The 13,296-nt window shown below is 40.5% G+C and carries 12 protein-coding genes and 1 pseudogene; 1 reads left to right on the top strand and 12 read right to left on the bottom strand.

Going from position 1 to position 13,296, the window contains the following annotated elements; genetic code table 11:
• Positions 1 to 9: 9 nt before the first annotated feature.
• The 11 genes from ftsX to A2U94_RS09110 all read right to left on the bottom strand — a co-directional run bounded on the left by ftsX (position 10) and on the right by A2U94_RS09110 (position 10,924).
• The gene (gene ftsX / locus A2U94_RS09160) at positions 10 to 900 is read right to left on the bottom strand and encodes a permease-like cell division protein FtsX (RefSeq protein ID WP_025907021.1); all 891 of its coding nucleotides are present in this window, start codon (positions 898 to 900) and stop codon (positions 10 to 12) included.
• Positions 890 to 1,576 carry a cell division ATP-binding protein FtsE gene (ftsE, locus tag A2U94_RS09155; RefSeq protein ID WP_025907022.1) on the bottom strand — a complete coding sequence of 229 codons (687 nt, stop codon included), beginning with the start codon at positions 1,574 to 1,576 and terminating at the stop codon, positions 890 to 892. Before ftsE ends, ftsX begins: the two co-directional genes overlap by 11 nt.
• 303 nt (positions 1,577 to 1,879) lie before the next feature.
• Positions 1,880 to 2,188: a cytochrome c551 gene (cccB, locus tag A2U94_RS09150; protein ID WP_025907023.1), complete on the bottom strand. Its 309-nt coding sequence runs from the start codon at positions 2,186 to 2,188 to the stop codon at positions 1,880 to 1,882.
• Positions 2,189 to 2,256: 68 nt separating this feature from the next.
• Complete coding sequence (locus A2U94_RS09145; protein ID WP_412177896.1) at positions 2,257 to 3,054, bottom strand: YitT family protein; 798 nt, start codon at positions 3,052 to 3,054, stop codon at positions 2,257 to 2,259.
• 181 nt (positions 3,055 to 3,235) lie between these two features.
• Positions 3,236 to 4,334 (bottom strand): peptide chain release factor 2 gene (gene prfB, locus A2U94_RS09140; protein WP_138116421.1). Its coding sequence is split into 2 segments (ribosomal slippage): positions 3,236 to 4,270 and positions 4,272 to 4,334, totalling 1,098 coding nucleotides; the frame shifts between segments, so codons are not numbered across the junction.
• Between the two features lie 131 nt (positions 4,335 to 4,465).
• Positions 4,466 to 6,982, bottom strand: coding sequence for a preprotein translocase subunit SecA (gene secA, locus A2U94_RS09135; RefSeq protein WP_025907027.1), 2,517 nt, complete (start codon positions 6,980 to 6,982; stop codon positions 4,466 to 4,468).
• Between the two features lie 232 nt (positions 6,983 to 7,214).
• Positions 7,215 to 7,772 (bottom strand): ribosome hibernation-promoting factor, HPF/YfiA family, encoded by a 558-nt coding sequence (hpf, locus tag A2U94_RS09130; RefSeq protein ID WP_025907028.1) that lies wholly within the window; start codon positions 7,770 to 7,772, stop codon positions 7,215 to 7,217.
• A 193-nt stretch (positions 7,773 to 7,965) separates the two neighbouring features.
• Positions 7,966 to 8,316: a flagellar protein FliT gene (fliT, locus tag A2U94_RS09125; protein ID WP_025907030.1), complete on the bottom strand. Its 351-nt coding sequence runs from the start codon at positions 8,314 to 8,316 to the stop codon at positions 7,966 to 7,968.
• The gene (gene fliS / locus A2U94_RS09120) at positions 8,313 to 8,711 is read right to left on the bottom strand and encodes a flagellar export chaperone FliS (RefSeq protein WP_025907032.1); all 399 of its coding nucleotides are present in this window, start codon (positions 8,709 to 8,711) and stop codon (positions 8,313 to 8,315) included. Before fliS ends, fliT begins: the two co-directional genes overlap by 4 nt.
• Positions 8,712 to 8,756: 45 nt before the next feature.
• Positions 8,757 to 10,556 carry a flagellar filament capping protein FliD gene (gene fliD, locus A2U94_RS09115; RefSeq protein WP_025907034.1) on the bottom strand — a complete coding sequence of 600 codons (1,800 nt, stop codon included), beginning with the start codon at positions 10,554 to 10,556 and terminating at the stop codon, positions 8,757 to 8,759.
• Positions 10,557 to 10,570: 14 nt separating this feature from the next.
• Positions 10,571 to 10,924, bottom strand: a complete 354-nt coding sequence (locus A2U94_RS09110; protein ID WP_025907036.1) for a flagellar protein FlaG — start codon at positions 10,922 to 10,924, stop codon at positions 10,571 to 10,573.
• 284 nt (positions 10,925 to 11,208) lie between these two features.
• Here A2U94_RS09110 and A2U94_RS09105 point away from each other — a divergent pair, with 284 nt between their 5' ends.
• Positions 11,209 to 11,556, top strand: coding sequence for a hypothetical protein (locus tag A2U94_RS09105; RefSeq protein ID WP_025907038.1), 348 nt, complete (start codon positions 11,209 to 11,211; stop codon positions 11,554 to 11,556).
• Positions 11,557 to 11,907: 351 nt separating this feature from the next.
• Here the strand turns inward: A2U94_RS09105 and A2U94_RS09100 are convergent.
• Positions 11,908 to 13,296, bottom strand: a pseudogene (locus A2U94_RS09100) (transposase); the annotation flags it as partial.

The raw sequence follows: 13,296 nt of genomic DNA, 5'->3' as shown, positions 1-13,296 counted from the left end.
TAATATAACTTATTTTTTTAAGAATTTTCGAACTGATAGCATACTTCCCCAAACGCCGATAAATCCACCGACTACAGCAAGTAATAGCGCAATTTGAAGCGTGAATGGGAACGTTGGTAAAAGCTCAAAATATCCGTTGAATTTTGGCTCAGATTGGTTGAATACAAACGTGTATACACCAATTAAGACACCGATTGGTACAACTGAACCTAATAATCCAAGCAGCAAGCCTTCAATGAAGAATGGCCAGCGAATAAATAGGTTTGTTGCTCCTACTAATCTCATAATCTCAATTTCTTCACGACGAGCAACGATGGTAATCTTAATTGTATTAGAAATTAAGAACATTGCTGTGAAAAGCAAACCGATAATTAAAGCAATTCCAATGTTACGGGCAACTTCTAGGACGTTAAACAGTTTTTCAACTTCACCTTGTCCGTATTGCACATTTGTAACATTCGAGTATTTTTCAACTTCTGTAGCAACCTTAGCTACATCGTTTGGTGTTTTTGTTTTGACAATAAATACGTCATTTAATGGGTTTTGCTGTTCAAAAGGCTCAAATACTTTCCCTTCTTCACCCATACTATCAATTAAGCTCTTGAGCTCTTTGTCTTTAGAAGAAAATGACACCGTATCAACACGGCTAATTGCTTTTAACTTCTCTTCAATAGCCGACTGCTCTTCATCTGTAGCTGCTGGATCGACGTGTACTCGAATTTCAACGTCGTTTTCAATTAACTTGGCTACGTGATTTAGGTTAAGCATAAGCGTTAAAAAGACACCAACTAGTAGTAGGGTAACTGTTACCGCACTAGCTGATGCAAAAGTCATCCACCCGTTTCGACTAAGACTTTTTGCTCCTTCTCGTAAGTGGCGACCGAATGTTCTAGCCTTCATATCCGTAATCACCTCTTACTTCGTCACGCACAACTTTTCCATTTTCAATAGCAATTACTCGTTTACGAATTGCATTTACAATTTCACGATTGTGAGTTGCCATTAAAATCGTTGTGCCATTTTTATTAATTTCTTCAAAAATGTCCATGATCTCCCAAGAAGTTTCAGGGTCTAGGTTCCCTGTCGGCTCATCTGCAATGACCACTTTTGGTTTATTTACAATAGAACGCGCGATTGATACACGCTGCTGCTCTCCACCAGATAGTTCATCGGGGAACGCTCGCATTTTATTTTTCAGCTTTACAAGATCAAGCACTTCCATTACGCGCTTTTTAATTTCCTCTGGGTGCTGCTCAATCACTTCTAAAGCAAACGCCACATTTTCATATACCGTTAGCTTTGGTAGAAGCTTAAAGTCTTGGAAGACTACCCCAATATTACGACGGAAAATTGGTACCTTGTGACTTTTAATTTTGGCTACGTTTGAGCCATTGACAATGATATCGCCCGTAGAAGGTTTCTCCTCGCGATACATCATTTTAATAAATGTAGATTTACCCGCTCCGCTTGGTCCTACGATATAAGCAAACTCACCTTGATTAATCTTGATGCTAATCCCATTGATTGCTTTCACACCGTTCGGATACGTTTTATAAACATTTTGCATTTCAATCATCAGTTATCACCTAATCAAGTGTGTTATTTTCATTCTCCGTCTTTCGACAAAGAATTACAAAAAAATCAAAAAAAAACGACTCATTTCAGTTGCTTTCTCATTATAACATCACTTTTCGAGAATTTAAGCCCTAAAAATATTACATTTTTATTTCAAATATGACATTAGTCGGATTCATACACCTTCCTATATCCCCCTAAAAAGGAGTTTGCTCTCAAAGAAATTTAGAAAAACAGCAGGACTATCCTCGTCTATATTTTGTAAAAAAATAAAACGAGAAGCTTTTTTGCTCCTCGTTTTGCATCATTTCTTTTCGGCTAACCACTCGGCAATTTTGCTCGCTTCCTCTTCGTTCACCAAGCCTTTTGGCATGCTTCCTTTTCCATTATTGATAATGTCTTCAATTTCTTCTTGTGAATATTTCGCACCAGTCTTCTCAAGGTTTGGTCCTCTTGCACCTTCAAGGTTTTGGCCATGACAGCCCGAACAGTTTTGTTGGTAAAGCTCTTCCCCACTTGCTTCAGAAGCTGTTTCAGAAGACTCATTCCCTCCACCGCACGCTGCCAATGTAAAAGATGCTCCTGCAATGATTGCTAATGCTAATTTCTTCATGGCTATTCCTCCTCATTCCATAATAAAATTAACCATTTTGTGAAGTTTTTCACTCTATTATAACCTACTTATGAACGTTTAAAACCCTCTCCTAGTACCTCTGAAGCGTCTGCAACAATGACAAATGCAGATGGGTCAATTGCTTTAACCGTTTGTTTCAATTTTGTGAATTCTGTTTGTTCAACTACAACCATTAAAATTGGTCGCTCTTCATCCGTATACCCCCCGTAGGCTGACAAACGCGTCACCCCCCGGTCAATTGTATGTAAAATTTCATGGCGCACTTCTTTTTCTTTATTGGTAATGATGAGCGCCATTTTTGAGCGCCCGACGCCTACTTGGACAAGGTCAATGGTTTTACTTGTGACATAAAGGCCGATTAGCGCATATAGCCCTCGTTCTAGATCAAATACGAAAGCAGCTGCAATCACAATGAGCCCATCAATTAAAGCTACACAAATACCGAGCGATAACGATGTATACTTATGAATAATTTGCGCAGCTAAATCCGTGCCTCCAGTGGATGCGTGTCCTCGAAACACCAGACCTAACCCAACACCCACACCAATTCCACCAAACAACGCTCCAAGAAGCGGATCAGTTGTAGCTGGCTCAATATCGCTTGTTAATAAGACAACAAACGGTAAAAAAACCGTACCAATTAAGGTTTTGGCTCCAAATTGCCAACCAAGTAGCAACGCTCCTAAAAGAAAAAGCGGTACGTTAAAAGCCCACTGAACATAGGCTGGAGACCAATTAAATAATGCATTTAAAATTGTGCTGATACCGCTTACACCACTAGATGCAATACGGTTAGGAAGTAGGAATATATTAAAGGCTATCGCGACGATACTTGCTCCAACCATGACATAAACAATTTGCAGCAGTCGGTCGGATACAGAAAATACGTCTCGTTTCAATCTTTTCATGATAGTCACCTCAGTTAACGACTTTTACCATAGCGTATGTAACTTTTAAGCAACTCATGCTGTCAGAAAAAAACCCTGGTTCCACGCTTGCGCGAAAATCCAGGGGTAGCTATCACTCTTAAATATGTGAACGTAAGTAGGCATCAATAAATAAATCAATGTCTCCGTCCATTACGCTTTGTGTATTTCCGATTTCAGTATTTGTACGGTGGTCTTTTACAAGAGAATATGGGTGGAATACATAAGAACGAATCTGACTTCCCCAACCGATATCCTTTTGCTCACCGCGAATTTCGGCTAGCTGTTCTTGCTGCTTTTCAATCTCTAGCTGATAAAGCTTCGATTTTAACATTTTCATCGCTTGCTCACGGTTTTTGATCTGTGAACGCTCTGTTTGACAAGAAACAACTACGTTAGTTGGTAGATGGGTAATACGAACAGCTGAATCGGTCGTATTAATATGCTGACCACCCGCACCACTTGCACGGTACGTATCTACTTTTAAATCCTCTGTACGAATATCAATATTGATTTCATCGTTAAACTCAGGCATGACGTCACATGATACGAACGATGTATGACGACGACCAGATGAATCAAACGGCGAAATACGTACAAGACGGTGTACGCCCTTTTCTGCTTTTAAATAGCCATATGCATTATGACCTTTAATTAGTAACGTAACGCTCTTAATTCCAGCTTCGTCTCCAGGAAGATAGTCTAACGTCTCAACCTTAAAGCCTTTTTTCTCTGCCCAGCGCGTGTACATACGCAGTAGCATTGAGCCCCAGTCTTGAGATTCCGTTCCGCCTGCACCCGGGTGAAGCTCTAGAATGGCGTTGTTCTTATCGTAAGGCTCACTTAATAAGAGCTGTAGCTCAAATTCATTCATACCTGACGTTAACTGTTTTAATTCGTCAACTAGCTCGGTAGCTAAATCTTCATCGTATTCTTCTTTTACAAGCTCATACGATACTTGTAAATTTTCATACGTTTCATCTAAGTGATTAAACTGATTTACAGCATCCTTTAAGCCGTTTGCTTCATTGATAACTGTTTGTGCTGCTTGCTGATCATCCCAAAAGCTTGGATCAGCCATTCTTTCATCTAGCTCATCGATACGAGCTTGCTTGTTATCGAGGTCAAAGAGACCCCCTAAAGTCCGCTAATCGCTTAGCTGTTTTCTCTAACTCTTGCTTAATTTCTACTAAATCCATCGTTCAAACACCTCTATCTTATTTTTGACACACAGGAAGGAAATGGGGGCTGCCCATTTCCTTCCTGACGGTTGCTATCTGTATGTGATTGTAACACAGTTTGTCGCTAAACCAATAATGCTTCCTTACTTTTATGCTTCTTTTCCGCAGCAGTTTTTATACTTCTTACCGCTTCCGCAAATGCATGTATCGTTACGACCTACATCAACTGCGTTGACTTTTGGCTTTTTTTTCGCAGGTGCATCCCCTTCTTTTGGATGCACAGCAGCTTGTCCTTTCGCTACTTCTTGACGTTCAAGGTTGTTGTTAATCTCTGCTTTCATCATATACTTCGTCACTTCTTCTTCAATTGTGGCAATCATGTTTTCAAACATCGCAAAGCCTTCCATTTGATACTCGCGAAGTGGGTCTGTTTGACCGTATGCACGAAGGTGAATACCTTGACGTAGCTGATCCATCGCATCGATATGGTCCATCCATTTTGAATCAACCGCGCGAAGAACAACAACTTTTTCAAACTCACGCATTTGTTCTGGCTCAAGCTGGTCTTCTTTTTCGTTGTAGCGCGCTTTTGCATAATCAACAAGCATTTCTACAATTTCTTCAGGCTCTTTACGGCGCAACATTTCTTCCGTGATTTGCCCTTCATCTAGAATATTAGCATTTACATAATCAACAATACCTTGTAAATTCCAATCTTCTTCTAACTCATCGCTTGGCGTATACGTAGCGACAACTCTTTCAACCGTTGATTGGATCATGCGCTCTACAATATCACGCAGATTTTCTGAATCCAACACTTCAAAGCGCTGCTTGTAGATTACTTCACGCTGCTGACGTAATACATCATCATATTGAAGCAATTGTTTACGCGCATCGAAGTTGTTACCTTCTACTCGTTTTTGCGCAGATTCAACGGCTCTTGTCACGATTTTACTTTGAATTGGCTGTGAATCGTCCATACCAAGGCGATCCATCATGGACATCATGTTATCAGAGCCAAAGCGACGCATCAGCTCATCTTCCATTGAAAGATAAAATTGAGAAACCCCCGGGTCTCCTTGACGACCAGCACGACCACGCAGCTGGTTATCGATACGGCGTGATTCATGACGTTCTGTACCGATTACGGCTAAACCGCCTGCTTCAATAACACCTTCGCCTAACTTAATATCTGTTCCACGTCCAGCCATGTTTGTTGCGATTGTCACCGCGCCTTTTTGACCAGCGTTTTCGATAATATCAGCTTCACGCTCATGCTGCTTTGCATTTAAAACGTGGTGCTTGATACCTTTTTTCTTTAATAATGAAGACAATAGTTCAGACGTTTCAATCGCTACTGTACCAACAAGCACAGGCTGTCCATTCGCATGGCGCTCAGCGATATCTTCGACAACGGCTTTGAACTTGCCTTCCATCGTTTTATAAATTAAGTCTGCTTTGTCATCACGAGCAATGTCTTTATTCGTTGGAATTACAACTACCTGCATGTTATAGATGTTTCGGAATTCTTCTTCTTCCGTTTTCGCTGTCCCCGTCATACCCGCTAGCTTTTCATACATACGGAAGTAGTTTTGAAACGTGATTGTTGCAAGCGTCATGCTTTCGTTTTGAATGTCGACATTTTCTTTTGCTTCAATTGCTTGGTGAAGCCCATCGCTAAAGCGACGACCTTTCATTAAACGACCTGTAAACTGATCGACGATTACGACTTTCCCGTCTTCTACCACATAGTCAACGTCATTTTGCATCGTTACGTGTGCTTTTAACGCTTGGTTAATATGGTGGTTTAAGGCTACATGCGAGATATCGAACAGGTTTTCAATACCAAACGCTTTTTCAGCCTTAGACATTCCGTCCTCAGTTAACTGAACACTTTTGGTCTTCACATCAAACGTATAGTCCGTTTCTTTATCAAGCGTGCGAACGAATGCATTAGCTTGAATATAAAGAGCCGTTGACTTTTGAGCAGTTCCAGAGATAATCAACGGTGTACGCGCTTCGTCAATCAAAATGGAGTCAACTTCATCGATTACAGCAAAATGAAGGGGACGTTGTACCATTTGTTCTTTATAAAGCACCATGTTATCACGTAAATAATCGAATCCTAGCTCGTTATTTGTTGTATACGTAATGTCAGCAGCGTACGCTTCCTGCTTTTCATCCTTTGTTAAGCTGTTTAAATTCAAGCCAACCGTTAAGCCTAAAAACTCATAAAGACGCCCCATTTCAGTTGCATCACGGCTTGCTAAATATTCATTGACCGTTACAACGTGCACGCCTTTTCCAGTAATGGCATTTAAATAAACAGGCATAGTTGCAGTTAACGTTTTACCTTCCCCTGTTTTCATCTCAGAGATATTCCCCTCATGTAAGGAGATACCACCCATTAGCTGCACTTTATAAGGATACATGCCTAACACACGCTTTGCCGCTTCACGTACAACTGCAAAAGCTTCTGTCAGCATATCGTCTACAGATTCACCATTTTGATAACGTTCTTTAAAGTCTACTGTTTTCTCACGAAGCTGATCATCTGTCAGCGATGCCATATCAGGACCCAACGCATCAATCTGTTCAGCCATTCGTTCTAAACGACCGATTTGGCGTTGATTTCCGTCAAACACTTTTTTAAATAATCCAAGCATATTAAACGCTCCTCTATTTATAATCAATACATCTTGTACTTGTTATTTCCTTATTATAAAACATTCTGAATAAAATTGTAACATCGGGGCTAGACAAGTAGCAACTTATACCCATTATTACTCAACTGATGATTTGATAAATACTGCCTAGAACGAACAGGATAAGCAACGTAAACTAGACATCATTAAAAAAGACAGCGAGTAAAGCTCGCTGCCTTAGAAGTTACTGTATTTAGTTTGGCTCAATCAGGCCATATCGCCCATCTTTTCGACGATAAACGACATTGGTTGTATTTGTGTCGGCATTTGTGAAGACAAAGAAGCTATGACCAAGCATATTCATCTGTAAAATTGCTTCTTCACTATCCATTGGTTTTAAGTTAAATCGTTTTGTACGGACAAGCTCTAGCTCTTCTTCATCCGTTTCAGCTGCAACGGCAACGCTTGGGTCACCTTCTAACGCAGCGAATAGGTATTTTTCAGCACCTTTTTCACGCATTTTACGGTTCACTTTCGTTTTATGCTTGCGAATTTGGCGCTCAAGTTTATCAAGGACAAGGTCGACTGCGGCATATAAATCTGTATGCGTCTCTTCAGCACGTAATACAAGATCAGTCATTGGAATTGTAACTTCTATTTTTTGGTCGTTGTTGTATACTTTTAAGTTTACATTTACATCAGCATTAGGTGTACCATCGAAATAGCGCTCTAACTTGCTGAGCTTTTTCTCTACATATTCCCTGATTGCTGGAGTTACCTCAATGTTTTCGCCACGAATGTTGTACATCATATTCGAACTCCTCCTTTAATCATTGCTATACCTCTATATTTCTACAATACCCGACACTTTCCCTTCCTAAACCTATATTTTTTTGAAAATTCAGCGAACAAATTTTCAAATTTAAGAAAGTGTATGTTAGAACTAAAAAAAAAGACCTTCTTCTAAAGAGAAGTCTTTTTTTTCGAATTTTTACGTCTTCTATTCAGTTTCGCTTATCGTAAAAACTCCCATCGAATGTTTCATTTCCATACGGGTTAACATAACGATTAACATGCTGTTTTTTGGCCTTTGTTTTTTGAAGGTCCTCTTCAACACTTTTTTTCCATTTTAACAATGTTGAATCAATGATGGCATTCATGCTAACGATGATGTTCCCTCTCGAATCATTCTTGCTTTCTTTTGACTGAACAAGCTCGTCAATATACTGACTGCGCTCTTGAAGCAAGCCTTCCACTTTCGCAATCATATTCTCACGTTCTTCTGCAAGAAGCGGCTTTTGGACAAGGCCATAGAGCTCAGCCGTCAGTTCATATACGGAGTCGAGAGGCGTCACGCTTGTCCACCTGAACCATGGGTTTGCTTACGATTCATTTGAATAACCTGCTTCCACGTATCACGAAACTCAACGGCATATCCCTCTACTTCGTCGAGGAGTTCTACGCGATTTTGAACATTGGCTTCAATTAAGCGCTGATTCATATAGTCATACATCGCCATCATTTCTTTTCCAACAGCAGCGCTTGTATCTAAAGTAACCATTAGCTCTTGAATAATCTTTTGTGCTTTAAGTAAGTTTTCGTTTTTCGCTTCAATATTGTGTTGTTCAAACCCAATACGGGCCATTTTAATAAATTTAATGCATCCGTTGTAAAGCATCAGCGTAAGTTCACCAGGTGAAGCGGTTTGAACTGCCCCTTGCTGATACGCTTGATAAGGATTTGCTGCCATTTCCTTCACTCCTTCTCGTACTCTTTCTTCATTGTATTGCTATGTTTAAGCGAAATATTGCGATAGCTGCATGCTTTGTGCGTTTGAGTTTTGAATAGCTTTTTCCATTGCTGTAAATTGGCGCCAATAGCGGTCTTCTACCTGCACAAGACGACTTTCAAATCGACTAATTTGATCATCCATGTCACGTAAATTACGACCGAGCACAAACTGCGTATTCGTCCACGTTGAGCGGCCTGCACGCTGCTCAATTTTAGATACCGTATCCGCAACGGATTCACGAAGTCTGCGGACAACCCCTTTTTCACTTGTCGTTTCGCCATTTTTTGAAAATAAATCCATCACGGACTGCGGATCTTTCTCAAGTGCTTCTTTTAACTTTGTCTCGTTAATAACAAGCTTTCCACGGTCCATATAGTTCGTACTAGTCGTAATTCCAATATCCGTTAGCTGCTTGAATTCACCGGTGATGCCTGAAACAGCTGAATACCAGTTAGAACGCATTTGATTTAGTCCACTTGAAAGAATTGAATCGTTTTTTAACAAGCCGCTCTTGGCTTTTTCTTCCCACTGCTCCGCTTGTTTATCTGTTAAGCTTTCACGCTGAGCATCGGTCAAAGGACTGTAATCGCGGTAACGCTCTTCCGTAGTTTTACCATTGAGTGTAGCGATGAGTTCATTGTACTTCGTCACAAAATCTTTAATCGATTCAACCGCTTTATCTGTGTTGTTGCTAACATTTACGCGCACAGGGGCCGTAAAGTTATCTTGAAGCGTAAAGCTCACGCCGCTGACTGTGAACGTATTGGACTTTCTCGTTGTTTGTAAGCCGTTGATTTCAAACGTTGCGTCAGTTCCGCTTTGTTCATTCGTTTGATCGAGCTTTAGCGTCTGGGTCAGAAAATCACCTTCAAGCTTCATTTGAGGACCCGCTGCATCTGTACTGCTCGTCAATTTACCCGTGTCTTTACGAGTAAACATAATTTTATCTGTGCCCGAATCGTAAAATGCAGAAATCCCGACCTTGGAATTGTTAATCGTAGAAATAACGTCATTTAATGACTTCGTACCATCAAACTCGAAGTTCATTTTCCCATTCTTTTGATCATCTTCAATCGCTTTTCCATTTTCATCATAGGTTGTAATGGCAAATGATACGTAGTTTTGTTCATAATCAAACCCTTGTACCGTGCTATCTTTTACAAGTTGCGTACCAAACGTCATTTCACCGGTTGCTGGATCGACAAATACCTGGTCTGTCCCTAACCCTGTCGCGTTGTCTGTGCGCACACTATAAGACGTTTCATTTCCATCTTTATCTTTTACAACAATTTGTCCTGGTAAGGTTGAAGCTTCAATTGCTCCTTTTCCTAACGAAACCTTCGTCGTGTCGCTGGCTACCGTAATCGCGCTTTGATTGATCGTTTTAGTCTGCCACGTTAGCCCACCTGAAAACGCACTTTGCTGAGACCATAAGCTTTTTGATGGATCAATTTTTGTTGTTCCTGAAACTGCCCCGCTAATATTTTTAGCAGCCGTCGCCATCGTTACGTTTGATAACGTATACGACGCGTTACCTGCTGACGTTGTTGCAGTAGCCGTTACTTTCGATTCATCAGCTGAAGATGAGCTTTTCACCATATATGTTGACTGGAGCGTCATGTTAAAAGCCGAATCACGAAATTCCGTTAGCAATCGGTTCATTTCGCGATACTGGTCACGCTGCCATTCTGTTGTTTGCTTTTTTTGCTTTATTTTATCCAGCGGCATACGCTCCGCTTTCATTAAATCACTTACGATTTGGTCAATATCCATTCCACTTGCTAATCCACCAATACGAACCATTCTTTCACCGCCAATTACATTTTTTGATCAAAGATTAATCCCGTCAGCCGCTCCATCTCGGCATGCATATCTAAAAGCTTTTCGGGAGGTACCTCTCGAATCACCTCATTCGTATCCGCATTTACAACCTGAGCGAAATACGTATGAGACTTTTCATGAAGTTGAAAACGTACCGAAACAAACGTAGGTGCGAGCTTTTGATTAATCTCTTCCACCGCTTTTTCAAGCTGTGCAATGATTACTTCATTACTGCTTTTCGGCGCTTTTAACTCTGTTTCCAGCTGATTTTTTTCTTTTGATTGCTGAACGCTAGCATAGCTTAACACACTTGAATGAAGCGTTTTAGCTGAAAATGATGTCCCCTCCATCACAGCCACCCCTTAAAAAACACTCTTTTTTATTGTTATCGGAAACATTTATTTATTGTTTATAGGTAGTTCGCAGTACTTTTCCTCTTTAAAAACATGATTTCACATGAGATAAGGCTTGCTTTCTTAACAGGGATGAAGGTCACGAGCGCTACCTTTGTTATCCATTAATCTGTTTTATTTTCCTATTTCTTTAAATCTAGGCCTTTATTGGGGGCTTTTCGTGCTACAATGCTGTTAAAATTCCACATTGCCAAGATCCTCTATAAAGGAGCTACTCAGCCATGAAAAAAACGATCATTCCTTTTCTACTTGCCGGGATGCTCACAGCCTTTGCCGTTATTCATACAAACGAAAAAGCAATTAAAGAAACCGACTCGTATTCTACCATTCAAGCAAAAATCGAAACCTATGCAAAAAAAGAAGAACCAAGCTTGTCCATTCAAGAAATACAAAAAGACGAAACCATCAACGGAGAAAAGCGCATCATTTTGTTCACCACAACCGATAAGCAAATTGGCTGTGCCATTCTGCAAAAAAACTACTTGAACCGCTATCAGATTGAATACATCTCTACCCAAGAACCCGCTCAAATCGAAGACTGGCCGGCTTTATCGTCTATTTATGCATAAGCAAGAGGTTGGGATATAACAAACTGACTGCTTCTAAGAGACAAACAATAGCCGCTCCCCTCTCTTTGGTTTGTCTCAACACGTTCGTTCCATTGCGCTACGGCCACTCGCTTTCCGCGGGGAGGAGTCGAGTGCCTTTCTCTCCATTCCATTCCGTCTCCAAACTGGGTTTGCCCAATCACAAAAAAGCCTGGACAACTAAGAGTTGCGAGCTCTCAATCGTTCAGGCTTATCGTTGGCTGAAATACTTCTGTCTCAGCCTTTTTCATAAAAAAAGACCTTCTCACGGGAGAAGATCAATAAAAAAGGGGATAGGGGAATACCTTGGTACTAGTATGGGCTGGATTGCTGTCACCTATACCTCTTCATAGTAAAAAAAGAGGCTGGGACATAACTAGCCAAAAATAATGAAAAAGGGTTCTCATCATCGCATTTTGATGATGAGAACCCTTTTTTGTTGATCTGTTTGATTGGTCTATGCACATTTTACGCTGGAGGCGATGTACTTTCGTACATTCACCGCCATGAACGCAAACCCTAATTCGTTTTTCACGTTCTCTTTGCCTCTTACGGACATTCGAGTGAAACGCAAATTAGCCTTCAGATATCCAAAAACTGGTTCTACGTCAATCTTACGTTTTCCGTAGATTTTACCCGTTTTTTCTTCTGAAAGCAGCTGTTGAATGCTTTTCTTTTGTTGTTCCCACTTTTCGTTATAATGGATTCTTCGGTTCTTTCCTTCCTTCGCCTTCGTACATTGTGAACGAAAAGGACAACCTGAACAGTCTTCACATTCGTACACTTTCTGTTCTGCACATCGAGGTAATTCTCTTCACTTCCATATCCCGCATCTGCGACAATATAGTCTGGGAGTTCGAAGTAGTGATGTTCAATTGCGTCAAGAAACGGATAAAGTGTTCGTGTGTCCGTTGGATTTGAAAAGACATCGTAAGCAAGTGTATATTGACCTTCTGTCGCAATTTGCACATTATACCCCGCCTTCAGTTGGCCATTCTTCATGTAGTCATCCTTCATACGCATAAACGTGGCATCATGATCTGTTTTTGAATAACTATTCCGTTCGTTAAAAATCTCCATGTCTTTTTCATACTTTAACTTACGTTTCACAAAGTCTTGAAATTGCTTATACGCTTTCTTCGGTTCTTTTCTGCTTGATCGCAGTTGTTTTCGTTCATCGGCATCTTCACTTGCTTCAATTTCTTTTGTCAACTCTTCAACCTTTTCTTCTAATTTTTCAGTGATTAGAGATAATTCTTCAACAGAAAGTTCGTCCGAACTTTCTCGTTCGATCTGTGGAATAATTTCTCTTTCTACTAGTTCGTCATACAGCTGGGTTGATTTCTCCAAGAGGCTCGCACTATACTTTTCGATTGATTTGCGCCAGACAAATGTGAACTTATTGGCATTTGCTTCAATCTTCGTTCCATCAATGAAGATTGCTTCATTATCAATCTCGTTCTCTTGAATAAGTTGACATCGAAACTGGACAAAGCACTCACGAAGAAGCACTTGAACTTCTGGGTGAACACGAAATCGATTGATTGTCCGATAGCTCGGTTCGTAACCTTGAGCTAGCCACATCATACGTATACGATCTTTGAGAAGCGCTTCAATTTTTCTTCCTGAAAAAACTGACTGTGTGTAGGCACATAAAATGATTTTCATCATCATGCGTGGATGGTAAGCAGGACACCCCGTTTTCTGTAAGAAGCCGGCAAA

This window comes from Bacillus sp. VT 712, assembly GCF_001614195.1.
Lineage (GTDB): Bacteria > Bacillota > Bacilli > Bacillales > Bacillaceae_H > Priestia > Priestia flexa.
The sequence above is the reverse complement of the archived record's forward strand: the minus strand, read 5'-3'. Positions and strand labels throughout refer to the sequence as shown.

Excerpts from the sequence above, each read along its gene's own strand:
- ftsX (WP_025907021.1), bottom strand. The coding sequence starts at position 900 with ATGAAGGCTAGAACATTCGGTCGCCACTTACGAGAAGGAGCAAAAAGT.
- ftsE (WP_025907022.1), bottom strand. The coding sequence starts at position 1,576 with ATGATTGAAATGCAAAATGTTTATAAAACGTATCCGAACGGTGTGAAA.
- cccB (WP_025907023.1), bottom strand. The coding sequence starts at position 2,188 with ATGAAGAAATTAGCATTAGCAATCATTGCAGGAGCATCTTTTACATTG.
- A2U94_RS09145 (WP_412177896.1), bottom strand. The coding sequence starts at position 3,054 with ATGGTTGGAGCAAGTATCGTCGCGATAGCCTTTAATATATTCCTACTT.
- secA (WP_025907027.1), bottom strand. The coding sequence starts at position 6,982 with ATGCTTGGATTATTTAAAAAAGTGTTTGACGGAAATCAACGCCAAATC.
- hpf (WP_025907028.1), bottom strand. The coding sequence starts at position 7,772 with ATGATGTACAACATTCGTGGCGAAAACATTGAGGTAACTCCAGCAATC.
- fliS (WP_025907032.1), bottom strand. The coding sequence starts at position 8,711 with ATGGCAGCAAATCCTTATCAAGCGTATCAGCAAGGGGCAGTTCAAACC.
- fliD (WP_025907034.1), bottom strand. The coding sequence starts at position 10,556 with ATGGTTCGTATTGGTGGATTAGCAAGTGGAATGGATATTGACCAAATC.
- A2U94_RS09110 (WP_025907036.1), bottom strand. The coding sequence starts at position 10,924 with ATGGAGGGGACATCATTTTCAGCTAAAACGCTTCATTCAAGTGTGTTA.
- A2U94_RS09105 (WP_025907038.1), top strand. The coding sequence starts at position 11,209 with ATGAAAAAAACGATCATTCCTTTTCTACTTGCCGGGATGCTCACAGCC.